10 protein-coding genes are annotated in these 15,983 nt (G+C 50.4%); 6 read left to right on the top strand and 4 right to left on the bottom strand.

What is annotated here, in order from left to right; genetic code table 11:
• Positions 1-9: 9 nt before the first annotated feature.
• Positions 10-1,902, bottom strand: coding sequence for a DUF1302 domain-containing protein (locus tag B3007_RS15190; RefSeq protein WP_297531189.1), 1,893 nt, complete (start codon positions 1,900-1,902; stop codon positions 10-12).
• A gap of 19 nt (positions 1,903-1,921) precedes the next feature.
• Positions 1,922-4,831: a hypothetical protein gene (locus B3007_RS15185; protein WP_297531187.1), complete on the bottom strand. Its 2,910-nt coding sequence runs from the start codon at positions 4,829-4,831 to the stop codon at positions 1,922-1,924.
• A gap of 279 nt (positions 4,832-5,110) precedes the next feature.
• Between B3007_RS15185 and B3007_RS15180 the strand changes: the two genes are divergently transcribed.
• On the top strand, positions 5,111-6,301 hold the full coding sequence (locus B3007_RS15180; RefSeq protein WP_068439179.1) for a thiolase family protein: 1,191 nt from the start codon (positions 5,111-5,113) through the stop codon (positions 6,299-6,301).
• A 325-nt stretch (positions 6,302-6,626) separates the two neighbouring features.
• On the opposite strand, the gene purU is transcribed toward B3007_RS15180, so the two are convergent.
• Complete coding sequence (gene purU, locus B3007_RS15175) at positions 6,627-7,478, bottom strand: formyltetrahydrofolate deformylase (protein ID WP_068439192.1); 852 nt, start codon at positions 7,476-7,478, stop codon at positions 6,627-6,629.
• 111 nt (positions 7,479-7,589) lie between these two features.
• On the opposite strand from purU, the gene B3007_RS15170 reads away from it, so the two are divergent.
• The 3 genes from B3007_RS15170 to ppnN all read left to right on the top strand — a co-directional run bounded on the left by B3007_RS15170 (position 7,590) and on the right by ppnN (position 10,421).
• On the top strand, positions 7,590-8,360 hold the full coding sequence (locus tag B3007_RS15170; protein ID WP_301378645.1) for a hypothetical protein: 771 nt from the start codon (positions 7,590-7,592) through the stop codon (positions 8,358-8,360).
• A 69-nt stretch (positions 8,361-8,429) separates the two neighbouring features.
• The gene (locus tag B3007_RS15165) at positions 8,430-9,026 is read left to right on the top strand and encodes an HPP family protein (protein ID WP_068439182.1); all 597 of its coding nucleotides are present in this window, start codon (positions 8,430-8,432) and stop codon (positions 9,024-9,026) included.
• 33 nt (positions 9,027-9,059) lie between these two features.
• Positions 9,060-10,421 (top strand): nucleotide 5'-monophosphate nucleosidase PpnN, encoded by a 1,362-nt coding sequence (gene ppnN, locus B3007_RS15160; RefSeq protein WP_301392235.1) that lies wholly within the window; start codon positions 9,060-9,062, stop codon positions 10,419-10,421.
• Between the two features lie 3 nt (positions 10,422-10,424).
• Here the strand turns inward: ppnN and B3007_RS15155 are convergent, their stop codons facing one another.
• Positions 10,425-12,047 carry an alkaline phosphatase gene (locus tag B3007_RS15155; protein ID WP_297531181.1) on the bottom strand — a complete coding sequence of 541 codons (1,623 nt, stop codon included), beginning with the start codon at positions 12,045-12,047 and terminating at the stop codon, positions 10,425-10,427.
• Positions 12,048-12,233: 186 nt separating this feature from the next.
• Between B3007_RS15155 and B3007_RS15150 the strand changes: the two genes are divergently transcribed.
• Together B3007_RS15150 and B3007_RS15145 are read left to right on the top strand one after the other, a co-directional pair.
• Positions 12,234-14,144 (top strand): alkaline phosphatase PhoX, encoded by a 1,911-nt coding sequence (locus tag B3007_RS15150; protein WP_068439188.1) that lies wholly within the window; start codon positions 12,234-12,236, stop codon positions 14,142-14,144.
• A gap of 77 nt (positions 14,145-14,221) precedes the next feature.
• Positions 14,222-15,928, top strand: coding sequence for a hypothetical protein (locus tag B3007_RS15145; RefSeq protein WP_301378649.1), 1,707 nt, complete (start codon positions 14,222-14,224; stop codon positions 15,926-15,928).
• Positions 15,929-15,983 lie beyond the last annotated feature (55 nt).

Below are 15,983 nucleotides of genomic sequence, written 5' to 3'. Positions count from 1 at the left end.
TTCAACTGCTCAGAATGAATATTTAGCAGAAAGACTGATGTTGTCGCGGTCTTTCAACTGGTTATATTTGCCACCCGAGAAGTTAGTGTATGACACGTCTACGGATGTCTGGTTCAGATACAGGAATGACACACCCAGACCTACGGTCAGACGATCATCAATAAACTGAGAACCTGGCTCTGGACCGTAACCCTTGTCGTAAGCAATCGACAGGTTAGGCGTCATATTTACACCCGCGAAGGCGTTGTTGTACGTCAGGCCAGAGCGCAGACGGATACCACCTGACAGCTTGGTGGTGTAACCATCGTCGGTACAGTAGTCCGAGTTCACGTTTGCTGACGTGCCACCAAAGATACAATAGTTAGTATCACCGCCAGGTTCATAGACCCCATCGTTGTTACCAATACCGTAGGCACCTGAGCGGCCATAACGGGCATCATCAGTGTCCGGAAGATCCGGGATGTAGGTCGCGCCGACTTCACCAACGAGCGCCAGACGGTCTGCACCTAACACACGATCAAAGAACATGATGTAGGTTGACTGTGCCTGCCAGATATCAAACTCGTCGTAGCCCTTACCAACTTCACCGTACAGGTCAGCAGCATTACCTGCTTCTTCAGCACGTTGCTGATACAGGCGACTCCACGGAGCACCGTTACCCGCCAGAATCAGCTCAAATGCGTTCCACTGAACTGGCATATCTGGCTTATAACTGATCTCACCCGAGATAGATGCACCACTTGCGGTACTACGCGCAAACGAGACACCCGCAATTTTGATGTCTTCTGGATAAGCGATCTGATACAGCGGACGATACGTGTTATATGAAGCATCTTCATTCACTTCCATATCCGGCGTACCGGTCAGAACACCAAGGCGGTCCTGGTTCGTGATAACACCGTTGATGTATGGAAGGCGGCTATGAATGTTCATGTAGTAGAAACCGAATTCGGTATCACCCAGCGCTTCTGAATACCAACGAACAGCCATACCGTACTGACCACTGTCGCTCGGTTCTTCATCTTCGATCCGCTCTGTTACTGGTGCCACGCGGTTTGCCAGCGGCACACCCGTGTCCACTTCCAGATCGCGCAACGCGAGGATATCGCGTTCATCAGCCGTACCACCCAGAATAACCGGGCCACAACCGTCGGCTACGAAATCAACCGTTGAGAAGAATGTACCGCACGGGTCACTGCGTGTGTGATCCCACTCCAACTGATAGAAAGCTTCCAGAGTGATCTCACCCGTCAGGCCAATCGAGGTATAGAACATGTTGACCGGAAGAAGTCCCTCTTTCAGCTCGGCACCCGGCTTACGGAATGCGGAGGCATCCACTGGGTTAACGCTGTTGATGCCACCCTGAATGAAGGTACTTTCACCCCAGCTAAGAACCTGACGACCAAGACGGAAGGTCACAGGCACGTAGTTGATGTCATAGTCTGCCCAGACAAAAGCATCCAAAAGTTCAGCACCACGACCGGCGGCGTTTTCAGTTTCTTCGTTCAACTGTTTGAACTCAGTGTCCTGATCCATAATCGCGTGATCATAGTAAGCACGGGCACGGAAGAAACCACCGTAGTTGCGGTAGCTCATTTCGAGATCGCCGCTCCACTTGAAGACATTTGTATAAATGTCTCCCTGATCGTAGTTAAGCGTACCGTCGTCGTAGTTGTACGATGCACCGGAGGTGTTCTCTCCAATCGCATTCCCATTACCTGGCATAATCTGAGAGCGGTCACGCTCATCAACACGCCAGCCAATACCATAGGACACTGTGTTTGCCAGCTGAATATTTAACTCGCCAACGTTGTACTCAATTGCTTGAGCTGACGTGACTGCTCCCGCCATGGCCAGAGCCAGCGGAGTCTTTTTAAACATCTGATAAATTGCTTTATTCATGATTTTTATTCTCCGCAACTCAATTACCGGTGCTTTCAAGGACAGCCGTATTTTCAATGATCAGACCTTGCTGATCACCCGCAAGACCAGATAGTTTGGTCGCGCCATAAGGGTCAAAGAAAGATCCGATCTGTTGATAGATCTCAGCAAATACCGCCTGAGGGTCTGCCGAAGAGAAAGTCGCGTGTGTACCTTGAGCAACACGTACATTCGCCCTAACGATTGCGTCGTTAGTAGTGCTTGGGTAGTAGTACTGAGGATCAGGACTGATCACACTTCCGGTTTCCGCCTCTTCCTTCGTAATAAGAGTGTCGATACCCATCTCAGCTACCAGAGGATCTGTACCAGCCAGGAAGGATACTGAGGTTGCAAGCGTCGCTGTTTCTGCATTATTCGGCACAACCTGATCCGACGGTTCATCAGCATCACCCGTTACACCTACGTCTTCATAAACAAGCACTGGCACATCTGCAGTACCGGCAGCGAAGTTAATCGGATCAGCTGAGTCCAGCATGGCCTGGAAAACCCCAAAGAAGCTTTCGATGCTGTCCGAACCCTGCTCAACACCACTAGCTGCCAGACCAGCAATGATACGTGGACCAATCTGAGCACTGTTTTCCAGCAACTTCACGACACCACCACCTGGATTACCCAGAGCAGCCGCTTTGATCTGCGGAATGTTTGAGTTGTACGCACGAACGCTAGTGTCGTTAGCAACAGACAGGAAGGTCGCACCGACAATACCGCCCAGAGAGTGACCTACGAAGTACACATTGGCAGGATCAAGATCATCCGCTGTACCATCTGAGTTCACATCCATATCGTCAATGGATGCGGCAACATTCAGCATGTCCAGCACCGTCTGACGAATTGCATCGCGGGTACGCGCAAATTCGTTCAGGTTGATATACAGGTCACCGGATTCACCGACCGAGGCTGCAGTCACTGGGTTACCCTGAGCGTCCAGAGCACCCTGGAAAACCATGCTTACATTACTCTGATCGGCGGCCTTACCTACGTTATTGTGACGCTCAGCCAGAGCAGCGAGGCCAGGAACGTTTTCAGCGCCAACCGCCTGGATAACACCTGCACGTGCTGCAGCAAATGGGCTATTGGTGGCGGCATCAGATGCAGCAACCTGCTCGACGTTAAACAGACGCAGGCTGTTCGCCTCACCGTCGTTCAGTGGAGCAATACCGTGCATTACGTGGTCAATCGCGATGGTAGCGATACATGCCGAAGCCAGAGCGTTACCCACCAGAAGACCTGCAGTACGGTCAACGGTAATGCCGTGCTGATAGATAACTACTGGCCAGCCATCAGCAGGCTTACCAGAAGCCGGCCCCGGACCATCAGGATCACAGGAAGCATCTGGTATCATAGCCAATACAGGGACAGTCACATCGCCCTGTTTGTCTGCGTACGGGAAACGCCAGGTAACGTTGATGCTACCGTCGGCGTCGGCAGGAGCACTTTCGAGCCCAAGTGCCAGGGCAGCATTGTTGCTACCAGACCAGCTACCAAGGTCCGCATCCGCTGTACCTGCTTCAGGAAGAGGCAGGAAGTTAGGTATCGTCAGACCACCCTGAAGAATCGAGCCGCCAGATGAAATTGCTGACACCTGACCTGCGACAATAGCGTCAACAGTTGACTCATCTGCGTCCGGGTTCGCTTCTTCAACGCCCGGGCGCAGTGCCACTGTAAGGAAAGCATCGTAAGAGATCTCTACCGCTGTAGAACCATCCGCCGTAATCGGCGTATAAGTACGGGACGCAGGCTTATCAACAATCGTATCTACGCCTGCTCCGCTACCATCAGCGATTGTGGTAATGAGGCCCTGATAGTAATTCGGAGAGAAGGTCTCGCTCGCCTTCAGCACATCGCGAGTCGTGCTATCAACAGGAACGACCGTGGTTCCTGCCTGCGCATTGATCGCCGCAGCAACACCCTGTGCAATTGTCAGTAACGTTCCCTCTGCAGTTGCCTCAGCTGTCGCCTGGTCAGCTCCTCCAGCAATCGCGGTCGCGATTACAGACGCGGATATCGTCGCTTCAGCTGCGTCAATGCTGGTAATTTGAGTAGTCAGGAAGGTTGCAGGAGCTGCCATTGCGTGTAACACATCCGTCGTACCAGTCGTTGTGAATGCGTAACTGAGGATGATGTTGTCCTGGGTCACCTGGCCGGAGGTCGCCCCATTCAGGAAAGCACCCGCCAGAGATTCCCATGCCTGAACCGCATCACGAACCGGCTGCAACGTAGGCGCCGGTAGTTCCAGATCACTTGTAACAAGGTCATATTCAGCTGACGGCCCAACTTCCACACCGCTCGCTGACTCGAGTGCATCAGTCAAAACCACCAGATACTTGGTTTTTGGATCAAGAGGGGTTTTAGGGAGAATCTGAATGGCCGGTGTAGAACCTCCGTCCATTGTGATGAATCTTGCTTCGTAGTCTGTACCAGCGACAGGCTGATCTGCTGCAAACGGGTTATCACCCTCATTCTCAACGATGGTACTGATATCCAACGGATCAATCGCAGCGTTGTCTTCACTATTTTTCAGTTTTACCAGCAAAACAGTCTGACCTGCTGCGACAGTGTCTGCGTCCAATTCAGCATTGAACTTAACGTAAATGGCTGCAGATGTAGAAAAACCATCGAGTTTGTTCAGTGCGGTAGTTACTGGCGGAGTGGTGTCACTCGTGTTCGCAGTGCCGTCGGTATCACCGGCATCCGCAAATAGGAAATCGTTTGCTAAAGGAAGGGTTGCGCCGCCCGCAGAAAAAATAGGAGAAACGCGCGACACCTCCGAACCCGGAGAACCGGCAGTCACCGCCCCGGTATCAACTTTATAATCACCGCCAGTCTTACAGCCCGCAAGACCTGCGGCTGTGGCTGCGATGGCCAGACTGAGTAAAGTCTTCTTCACCATACATGTACCTGTAATGTGTTGTTATGGTTATTCAAATGCGCTGGTACACACATCCCTTGCGGATATCAGCAATCACCTGACTATAATCCCGTCGACTCATACCCTCATCACTCGAAAGTATGATTCGCCTCCTTAAACCGGGGCATTTTGTATCTGATCGTAATCAACCATAGTCCAGATCGGCCAACCTACCAAACCGGGGGATAGGATTTACGCACCCCTTTGTCATAGAATAGGCGCCCTTTTAAACCAACCCTCATTCCCGAACAGGAGATCCCTATGTCGTCCAATCAGGATTCCGTTGTAATTGTTGCTGGTGCCCGTACCCCAATGGGCGGCTTTATGGGCAGCCTCAGTTCAGTCTCTGCACCCGAGCTTGGTGCTATCGCAATTGAAGAAGCAGTGAAGCGCTCTGGCCTGCAACCAGCTGATGTTCAGGAAGTTATCATGGGTAACGTACTGTCTGCTGGTCTGCGTCAGGGTCCTGCACGTCAGGCGATGCGCAAGGCAGGTCTGCCGGATAACACTGGCGCAACCACCATCAACAAACTTTGTGGCTCTGGCATGAAAGCCACCATGATGGCTCATGATGCAATCAAAGCCGGTTCTGTTGATATCGCGGTATCCGGCGGCATGGAGTCCATGTCAAAAGCCCCTTACATCCTGGAAAACGCACGCGGTGGCTATCGCATGGGCCACGGCGATCAGGCCAAAGACCACATGTTCTTCGATGGTCTTGAAGATGCAGAGACTGGCAAACTGATGGGTGCTTTCGCTCAGGACATGTCAGATAAGAAGGAATACACCCGCGAGCAGATGGACGAATACGCGATCCGCTCCCTGAATCGTGCTAAAGACGCGATTGAGAAAGGTCTGAACACCGCTGAAATCGTACCGGTTACTGTAAAGAGCCGCCGTGGTGAGACTGTCGTTGAACAGGACGAGCAACCATTCAACGCCAACATCGAAAAAATCCCATCTCTGCGCCCGGCATTTGCGAAAGACGGCACTATCACAGCTGCTAACGCTTCATCTATCTCTGATGGCGCTTCGGCACTGGTACTGGCACGCGAATCCGTTGCCGCTGAAAAAGGTCTGACGCCGGTTGCCCGTATCGTGGCACACAGCACTCACTCTCAACACCCTTCTGAGTTCACGGCCGCACCTTGTGGTGCTATCGAAACCCTACTGGCAAAAACCGGCTGGAACAAAGACGACGTTGATCTGTGGGAAATCAACGAAGCTTTCGCCATGGTCGCTATGATGCCTATCGACGCATTCGGACTGGATGCTGAGAAAGTAAACATCTATGGCGGCGCCTGCGCACAGGGCCACCCGGTTGGCTCTACTGGCTCGCGTCTGATTGTGACTCTGATGAACGCCCTGAAAAACACCGGCGGCAAGAAAGGTATTGCTGCTCTGTGTATCGGTGGTGGTGAAGCAGTTGCCGTTGCAATCGAGATGATCTGATTGCAGCGCTAACGAAAGAAGCCGGCTTAACGCCGGCTTTTTTGTGCCTCGCACATAGCGAGCTTACTTAGAGAGTTAAAGCGTCTGTGAAGTCGTCACAGCAAGGCAAAAATCTTCGAGAAAGCGGAGCTAGTTATAAAACTGAGCCGTCGGCGAAGAAGTCATAGCGCGGCAAACATCGGCCAAAGATACGGAGCGTTTATATCAGTTAAAGCGTCAGCGAGGCGGTCACAGCAAGGCAAAAACATTCGAGAAAGCGGAGTTTACTTTAGTAAATGAGCATTTCGAGAAGGTTTTTAACAACGCTGTGACAACGCAGCTAGCTTTAAAACACGATTGTTTTGTTACCGTGGAGCAACACCCTATCTTCCAAATGACTCCGCACCCCTCTCGCCAGCACTGACTTCTCAACGTCTTTGCCTAAACGCACCATGTCTTCGACCGTATCGTTATGACTGATGCGGATTACGTCCTGATCAATGATAGGCCCGGCATCCAGCTCCTGGGTCACGTAGTGGCAGGTAGCACCGATCAGTTTTACACCGCGTTCTGCGGCCTGGTGATATGGCTTGGCCCCTACAAACGATGGCAGGAAGCTGTGATGAATATTGATCACTTGCCCAACGTATTGCTCACAGATTTCTGGCGGCAGAATCTGCATATAGCGCGCGAGTACGATGGTATCGGCCTTGTGTTCTTCGACAATCTCTGTCACCCGGCGGAAGTGTTCGGCCTTGTTATCTTTATCAACCGGTACATGAAAGTACGGAATACCGTGCCATTCCACCAGCGAGCGCAAGTCGTCGTGATTTGAGATCACGCATGGGATATCACACTCAAGCTCCCCACTGTGCCAGCGGTGCAGAAGATCAACCAGGCAGTGGCTCTGCTTACTCGCCATCAGGATGACCTTCTTAGGTGAACCACTGTCGCTGAGCTGCCAGTCCATCTCGAATTCGTCGGCAATCGGCGCAAAAGCTGCCTTCAGCCCATCAGCATCAAATGGCAGGGAGTCTGCGCGGATACAATGACGCATAAAAAAGCGTCCGCTAACCGGGTCTGAATAGTGGTTTGCCTGAACAATCCAGCCACCGTGCCCCGAAAAAAACTGGCCAATTTTAGCCACGATGCCGACCCTGTCAGGACAGGAGATAGTCAGCCTGAATACTCTTTCCATAATGTGATACATCACTCAATAACGATAGCCACCAGCTTGCATCCAGAAACCTTTCATGGTCAACTCTTTGACGCTCTAATGACTGTTCAGAACTAAAACAGAGACGGATCTATGTTACTCCTAAGGACACTCTTACTCAGCCTTTTTTTCAGCTTGCCTGCGCATGCATCAACTCTGGCAGAAGAGCTTAGCGTTTTTAAGCTGAGTACCAGTGTTAAGATTTTGCTTCTAAAGTACTACCACGTCCAGGCGGATGAGGGAAATCCTCAACTCGTCGAGGAAGTTCTGCGCCATCGCGAAGAAGTCAGTCTTCAGAAAAGTCTTCTGCTCGAGGATCTTGGAGCTAATTTTCCTGCGAGAACTCAAGGGATCCAGACCCACTGGGACGAATTTAATAGCCTGCTCGATGAGAACATCGCTGAAATCCGCGAAAGCAATTACCCTGAACTGCAAGTCGTCACTCTGATGCGCAAAGCGCAGCGAGCTATGTTGCAGGAATTAGAATTACTTTCTGACCAGATACTGGCAGAAAACGAGCTTACTCTGTCAGAACTCACTGTCTGGCAGCGTCAGCAGAAAAACCTGCTCCTTGAAGTGGTTGAACGTTACATCGAACGTGCGGCGTCCTCTATGGGAGCTCCCCTGACCATTGATAACGTCGACATCCGAGTACTATGCCAGCAGTTTGAGCGCGGTATTGCCGATATGAAGAGCCGCGTCACGGCAAGTGAAGCTCAGCGCCAGCTCAGCAAGATTCATAGCCAGTGGCTGTTTATCGAAACAGCGGCAACCGATACCAATGCGCGCCTTGTTCCGTTTCTGGTGATGCGCTATGCCGACGGTATTCTTGGACGTCTTGATGAGGTTGCTCATCACATCTGAGAGCTGCGTAAGAGGTTTTAGCCGTCGGACGCGCTATACTTAACGCTCAGCAGCCAGAAAAAGTAGCCGATGGGTTTAATTGTTTTCGACATGGGGCGCAGAGTAGAAACGCCCGTAAACAGCCCACGCCGGCGCGTGTCGCCGGTAGAGCGAACTTCTGCGGTTTCCAATATCGAAAACGAGCCTGATCAGGCACTATCATCCGACGATCTGATTTACTCCCCAGAAGGTACCACCGAACGTCAGGAGCATGCTCCACAGACGGTTGCCTTCGCCGCCGACATCATGACGCGTAATGTCATTACCATTCGCCAGGAAACAACAATCCGGGACGCCTACCAGCTCATGCGGGAGCACGACATTCACCATCTGCCGATCATCGACGAACACGATAATCTTCAGGCGTTAATTTCAGACCGGCGCATATTAAGAGCACTGGCCGAGCAACGTTCTATAGAACATGACTCCGTCATGACGGTTGCCGTCAGACCAGTCTATTGCACAGCAGAGAGCACCGACATACGACAGACAGCAAGACTACTTACGGAATATCACATCGGTGCCCTCCCTGTGCTTAATAACAAAGAACAACTGACAGGTATCATCACCCGCAGTGATTTACTGCACCTGCTCAGTGAATATGGCCCGCTGGAATTGTGGGCCTGACATGCCCTTAGGTGGGCATTAAGGAGAATGATTTTGGCTAAACAATATGAGTTAATTCACCCGAAGACACATCTACGCGTGCTTTCGCAGTATGAAATTCAGCAGCTTAAAAATGTCAGCAGCGGTGCTCACGAACTGCTCCGTCGCTGCTCATTCGCAGTCCTCTCTGCCGGAAGCCTGGAGGATGACTACACCCGACTGGAAGAGAGCTACAAGAACTTCAATATCACTGTCGAGCAGGAAGAGCGCGGCATTGTATTGCAACTCAGCGGTGCGCCAAGCGGTGCATTTGTTGACGATGAAATTATCCGGGGTGTACGCGAGCAGCTTTTTTCTGTGCTGCGGGACATCCTCTATGCGGAAGAAAATATCCTGAAAGCCCATCGTTTTGATTTAGATAAAAGCGAAGATATTACCAATGCGGTATTCCATATTCTGCGCAATGCAAACCTGCTAAAGCCAGACGTAGAACCTAAACTAGTCGTCTGTTGGGGTGGGCATTCCATTCCGCCTAACGAATATCAATACACCAAGGAAGTCGGCTATGAACTGGGGCTTCGAGGCCTTGATATCGGTACGGGCTGTGGTCCAGGTGCCATGAAAGGACCGATGAAAGGCGCAACCATTGGCCATGCTAAGCAGCATATCCGAAACGGTCGCTACATCGGTATTACCGAGCCCGGTATTATTGCTGCCGAATCACCCAACCCAATCGTCAACGAGTTGGTGATCCTGCCGGATATCGAAAAGAGGCTGGAAGCCTTCGTTCGCATGGCGCACGGAATTATTATTTTCCCTGGTGGCCCGGGTACCGCCGAAGAGATCTTATATATCCTCGGTGTTTTGTCGCACCCGGCAAATAAGGATATTCCCTTCCCTCTGATAATTACCGGCCCAGAAGAAACCCGGGCATATCTCGAAGACATTAATCGCTTCATCGGCGATACGCTCGGAAAAGAAGCTCAGGCGCGTTATGAACTGGTGATTAATGATCCGGTGACGGTTGCGAGAAAAATGAAAGCCGGTATGGAAGCCGTTCGACAGTATCGCCGTGATAACAACGACGCCTACTTTTTCAACTGGACCTTAAAAATCGATCATGATTTTCAGGTGCCTTTTGAACCGACCCACGCCAACATGAAAACCCTTCGTTTAACGCACGATGCTCCGTTCCATGAGCTGGCCGCAGATCTGCGCAGAGCATTTTCAGGTATCGTGGCCGGTAACGTGAAGGCCGATGGCGTTAAGCTGGTGCGTAAGCATGGGCCTTATGAAATTCACGGCGACGCAGATATTCTCGACGGTATGGACCGTTTACTGCGAGCCATGGTTGACCATGGCCGAATGAAAATCAGTGGAAAATATGATCCGTGCTACCGGATCGTAAAATCCTGAAGGTTATTGTTTTGCGCTGAGGCGTGCTGCTGCCTTTCCGGATAGGTTGGCAGCACGATCCATGACATGGAAAATGACGTTCTGCTCGTTCACGCCAGACACCATTGCGGCCCCCGGACCTGTTGCATAAATCGCCACATCTTCACCGCCATGCGTTTCTGAATCACGTGGAATCAGAGCCTCCTGATGATAACCAGCGGCCTCCGTATTCATACCGGTAATATCTTTACGTCCTGCATTAATTGGCTCTTCGTATACAAGTTCGGCGTCTGTTTCACCACCCAGGTGATGATGTCCGCGACCGTTCATATAACCCAACGTAGTATACGGCAGGCCATCACCGGCCATGGTGGGTTCTGTCTCACCGGGCGCAACGACTTTACCAAGAATAGGATTACCGCGCTTAGGATACCCTGCAATGGTAAATACATGACTGTGATCAGCAGTAACGATAATCAAAGTATCTTCCGGAGAAGTCATAGACTCGGCGAGAGCAACAGCATCAGAAAACTCTCGGGTCTCATTGAGCGCATTAAACGCATTTCCGGCGTGGTGCGCATGGTCAATACGACCGGATTCCACCATGAGAAAGAACCCCTCCTCACTGCCTGACAACAACTTAATCGCTTTTTCTGTCATCTGGCTAAGTGATGGCTCCCCTAATGTGTCCTGGTTGCGATCTGCCTCAAACCGCATATGCGCCTCTTCAAACAACCCCAACACAGGAGTACTGCTCAACTGATTAAACCCCTCTTCATCGATAACCAGTTGACCTTGCGGATTCTGGGCTTTCCATTCTTCCATCAGATTACGGCCATCAGTACGATCACCTTCTACCGTACTTCTGGCATCGGGGGTATTAGACTGAACATCATCAGGAAGAAAATGTCGACGACCGCCACCAAAAGCGAGTTCGATGCCATCTACCGCGACACCATAGTCTTGCAAAGTACGTTGCCTGAAACTCAGAAACTGCGAAGCAATATCCTCGCAGCCTGCTTCAACTGCAGCTTCCGGCATATCCGAAATATCTTCCCAGTTGCGTTCAGAAGAATATGCGTAAGTAGCCGCCGGAGTCGCATGGGTTAAGCGAGCTGTCGTGACTATCCCAGTTTTCTTACCGGCTAACTCAGCGAGAAGCAGAGCCGAAGGGACTTCATCCTCCACACGGTGACAAAGACCACGTTCTGCGCTCTCAGCCAGACCAATAACACCGGCGTCCGTCTTAACACCAGACATCATTGCGGTCATAGTGCCTGCTGAATCAGGAGTCTGAGCATCAACATTGTAGGTTTTACTTAAACCAGTAAAAGGAAATTTCTCAAAACTGAGCAGATTCTCCTCACCACTCATGCCCTGCTGCTGTCCGGCGTAGATTCGGGCGGCTGTGACTGTTGATATTCCCATGCCGTCACCAACAAACAAGATCACGTTCTTGGCAGGTGTAGTCTCTCGTAAAACTTCGCGTTTACTTTTTATGGCAGACCGCCCCTCGACAAACCAGGCGTTATCCTGAGGTAAGAAGTCCAGTGGTGCTTCGTTTTTAGTCTCATAGAGACACCCAGTCATTGAAATAACAAGAGAGATTAGAGTACCAACGTAAACACTGCGCATCGTTATTTCCATTACTAAAAACCTTAGAACATTAACCTTTGGATTTTACATATTTATTAATACCCATGCCTTTTTATCCGCATTTTTTGTAATAAATAATTCACCACCTGGGTTACAGAAGTTAAACATTTCTGTCACAGACCACACTTAGCCCGAGCGCTCCTGAAACCTATAACGAAGCAATATTGGGGAACCGTGATGAAACTGAAATTATTAGCAATCGCTGTAGCATCAGCGTCACTGCTGACTGCTTGTGGTGGAGAAGATGGTGACGATGGTCGCGACGGTCTGAATGGACTGAATGGCCAGAACGGAGTTTCGCCTGACGCAGCTCCGGGCGCACCAGGCTCAGATGGTGCCAACGGTGAAGATGGCCAGGATGGCGCCGACGGTAAAGATGGTGCGAATGCTGACGCCGGTGCAGGTACTCTGACGCGCATCGCGACTGTACCTTCCGGTGCTGAAGTAACGGGGCTGTTTCTGACCGAAGACGGTGATCTGTTCTTCAATGCGCAACACCCAGCAGGTAGCAACATGGAAACTGATAACAACGGTGTCGCTTACAACACAGGTACCGTTGGTGTGATAGAGGGTGTTAGCTTTAATAATCTGCCAAACACACTGATTTCAGTAGCGGTTCCTGAGTCTGACTACGAGCGCCAGACGATTCAGACAGCTTACGGTTCTTACCGTGTTATTGGTCAGACTGGCGACCAATACGAGGGTGAGCTCAGCGAAGGGCTGGGTCATATTTATAATCTCGCTGGTGACGCTCTGATCCTTGAAAACGACATGCCAGACTTCAATGGCTTCGTATCTACAGGTGCAAACACTGGCTACCTCTTCACTAACTGGGAAGAGTATCCGGGTGGTATGAGCCGTATCGGGCTGAGCAAATCCGCTTCTGGCGAATGGTCTGTAGAAGATGCCATGATGGTGAACTTTGCAAACGTAAAAGGTACGGGTGCTAACTGTTTCGGCTCTGTTTCACCTTGGAATACACCACTGACATCTGAAGAGTGGATCGTGAACTCTGATGTTAACTCGACCACTTACGCTAGCTGGAACGACCCTGAAGAAGTGGCCAACAACGATCGTCTGAATCGCTTCTGGCAGCTGATGGATGAGCCTGTTAACCCGTACGATTACGGCTACATCGTTGAGATCACCAACGCTGTTTCACCAACGCCTGTACCGGTTAAACACTTCACCATTGGCCGCTACGAGCATGAAAACTCGGTCGTTATGCCAGACCGTCGCACTGTTTACTCTTCACAGGATGACACGGGTGGCGTTCTATTTAAGTTCGTTGCTGACACAGCTGAAGACTTGAGCTCTGGTACGCTATACGGCGCTAAGCTGACTCAGGATGCGGGCGTAAATGATCCAGCGGTTACAGGCTTTGATGTTGACTGGGTAGAGCTTGCGACTTCTGACAACTCAACCATCGAAGCTTGGGTTGATGAGTTTGATGGTATCAGCACTGAAGACTATGTCGATGGCGAAACCAGCTATATGACGGTTGCAGACGTTGAAGCCTGGGCAGCCTGGGTAGTTTCAGGTCGCCCTGCGAACACTACTTACCCAACCGTAGAAAACGGTGGCGGCAAAGTCACTGCGGGTCAGCCAATGGATGACCGTGCAGCCTTCCTCGAATCACGTCAGGCCGCTAAGCAATTGGGTGCAACGGCAGAATGGCGCAAGCTGGAAGGTATCAGCATTCATGCTGGTCGAGTTCAGGAAGCCATTGAAGGCATCGACCTGATTCCGGGTGAAGAAGTCGAGAACGCATACATGTACATGGGTATCGCTGATATTGATAACACCATGATCGACGGAGAAGGCGACATCCAACTTTCTGGTCGCGTGAAAGATTGTGGTGGTGTATTCCGTGCATTGATCGATTCAGATTACAGCCTGAGCCGTATTGAACCAGTTGTGATGGGTGCGACCTACCGCAGTTCACTGGATGGTGCAGAGCGTTGTGATGTGGACAACCTGTCTCAACCTGACAACGTTATCGTTATGCAGGACGGTCGTATTCTGATCGGTGAAGATGGCTTCCAGGAAAACAACACTCTGTGGATGTACGAGCCACACCATAAGTAAGACAAAGTATTAGTACAAATATGTAAGACCTTTCAGGGGGAGAGCTTTCTCCCCCTATTTTCTTTCCGGATGTAAGTATGAAAAACCTGATTAGAATCCTGGTACTACTGCCATTACTAAGCGCGTGTAATCAAGACGTAGATACTCATTTCAAAGCCCATTCAGATACCAAAACAATAAAAAAATCTGAAACAGCTTTATCAGACGAAGTTCAGCCTGCCTATCAGCCTGGGGATGACATCCCTGCAACGGCGTACATTGAGCACGATGAAATTTATAACCCTGAGGCCGTCATCCCACCTCAGTGCTATACCCGTACCGATGGTAAGAATAACCCTTGTTATGTCTGTCACCAGACGTACACCGATGATCGTCCGAATGTAATGAAAGACGTTTATCTGCAAGGCCTTTACGATTTCTCAGATGCGGGGATGACAAACAGCTGGAAGAATCTCTTTAAAGACAGAAGCGAAGAAATCAAAAATATTCCCGATGATCAGATTCTCAATTGGGTAAATACAGACAACTACTCTGATTGGATAGAGCGCGAGAGTCAGCGCGAAGAGTCTGCTGCTCCCCCTATGTTCCTGGAGAACCTGGCAGATCCGGTGAAAGCATTTGATGAACGAGGGGTCGCTCGCGACGGTAGTCACTGGATCGCATTTAACTACAAACCATTCCCTAGCGCCTTCTGGCCAACAAATGGTTCTACTGACGATGTCATGATTCGTTTACCCGCAGAATTCCGCGAAATAGACGGAAAATACTCTGAGGCTCTGTACTTCGCGAACCTATCACTTCTGGAGCTGACAATGAAACGGCTCAGTGGTATTTCAATTCCTACGGTGAACGAACGTGACATCGGCTCTGATGTTAATGGCGACGGTGTTCTGACCGAGAATGTCTCTGAGTTGGTTCGTTCAGGTAACTATCTCGGTGATGCCTCAGATATTCCGGTCGAAGATATGCTTTACCCTGAAGGAACAGAGTTTCTGCACACTGTTCGTTATGTCGGTGTAAACAATGATGGTGATATCTTCGTACCCAAGCGTATGAAAGAAGTACGCTACATGAAGAAGCATCAACTCAAGTCTGCTGTTGCGCTCCGCAGTGCTTACTTTCTCGAAGCCAAGGAAAAGCACCTGGGTAACCTTCCGCTGACCGTTCACATTGGTGAACGAGGCATAGATAACCGCTTTGGCTGGACACTGAATGCCTACATCGAAGATCAACATGGTGAACTCCGTAAGCAGAACAAACAGGAAATGGCATTCTGCAATGGCTGCCATAAAACGGTCGGTAGTACGATTGATCAGACATTCTCTTTTGCCCGTAAAGTGGAAGGCGAAGACGGCTGGGGTTACATCGACCTGAAAGCGATGAAAGATGTCCCTACCATCAATGAAACTCAGGGTGAGTACCTGACCTACTTTGAACGTGTGGGCGGTGGTGATGAATTCCGACAGAACAAAGAGATGCAGAAGAAATACTTTGAGAACGGAACGGTTAACAAGGAAAAAGTTAAGTCGGCAGATTCAGTGTATGAGCTGATCACTCCGAGTCGCGACCGGGCGCTGGCTCTGAATAAAGTCTATAAGCGTATTGTTGAAGAACAGAGCTACATCTTTGGTCGCGATGTTGTGCTCTCACCGGCCAGCAACGTTATCGAGAATATTGATGCCGAAATAGCTCCGCTCGAAAATGATTTCCGGTATAGCTATGACATACGTCTGAATTGGGGAGCGTCTTCAGATATGAATGAGCTCGTCAGTAATCATTACTGAGTTCTCGTAATCAGTTTGCGTGCTGTAGCGTATCCGGACGCTACAGCACGCCTTT

Origin of the sequence: Thalassolituus sp. UBA675, from assembly GCF_002297765.1 — a bacterium.
In the GTDB taxonomy this organism is placed as follows: domain Bacteria; phylum Pseudomonadota; class Gammaproteobacteria; order Pseudomonadales; family Oceanobacteraceae; genus Thalassolituus.
This window is presented reverse-complemented; position numbering and strand designations above follow the sequence as displayed.

Excerpts from the sequence above, each read along its gene's own strand:
- B3007_RS15180 (WP_068439179.1), top strand. The coding sequence starts at position 5,111 with ATGTCGTCCAATCAGGATTCCGTTGTAATTGTTGCTGGTGCCCGTACC.
- B3007_RS15155 (WP_297531181.1), bottom strand. The coding sequence starts at position 12,047 with ATGGAAATAACGATGCGCAGTGTTTACGTTGGTACTCTAATCTCTCTT.
- B3007_RS15150 (WP_068439188.1), top strand. The coding sequence starts at position 12,234 with ATGAAACTGAAATTATTAGCAATCGCTGTAGCATCAGCGTCACTGCTG.
- purU (WP_068439192.1), bottom strand. The coding sequence starts at position 7,478 with ATGGAAAGAGTATTCAGGCTGACTATCTCCTGTCCTGACAGGGTCGGC.
- B3007_RS15165 (WP_068439182.1), top strand. The coding sequence starts at position 8,430 with ATGGGTTTAATTGTTTTCGACATGGGGCGCAGAGTAGAAACGCCCGTA.
- B3007_RS15190 (WP_297531189.1), bottom strand. The coding sequence starts at position 1,902 with ATGAATAAAGCAATTTATCAGATGTTTAAAAAGACTCCGCTGGCTCTG.
- B3007_RS15145 (WP_301378649.1), top strand. The coding sequence starts at position 14,222 with ATGAAAAACCTGATTAGAATCCTGGTACTACTGCCATTACTAAGCGCG.
- B3007_RS15185 (WP_297531187.1), bottom strand. The coding sequence starts at position 4,831 with ATGGTGAAGAAGACTTTACTCAGTCTGGCCATCGCAGCCACAGCCGCA.
- B3007_RS15170 (WP_301378645.1), top strand. The coding sequence starts at position 7,590 with ATGTTACTCCTAAGGACACTCTTACTCAGCCTTTTTTTCAGCTTGCCT.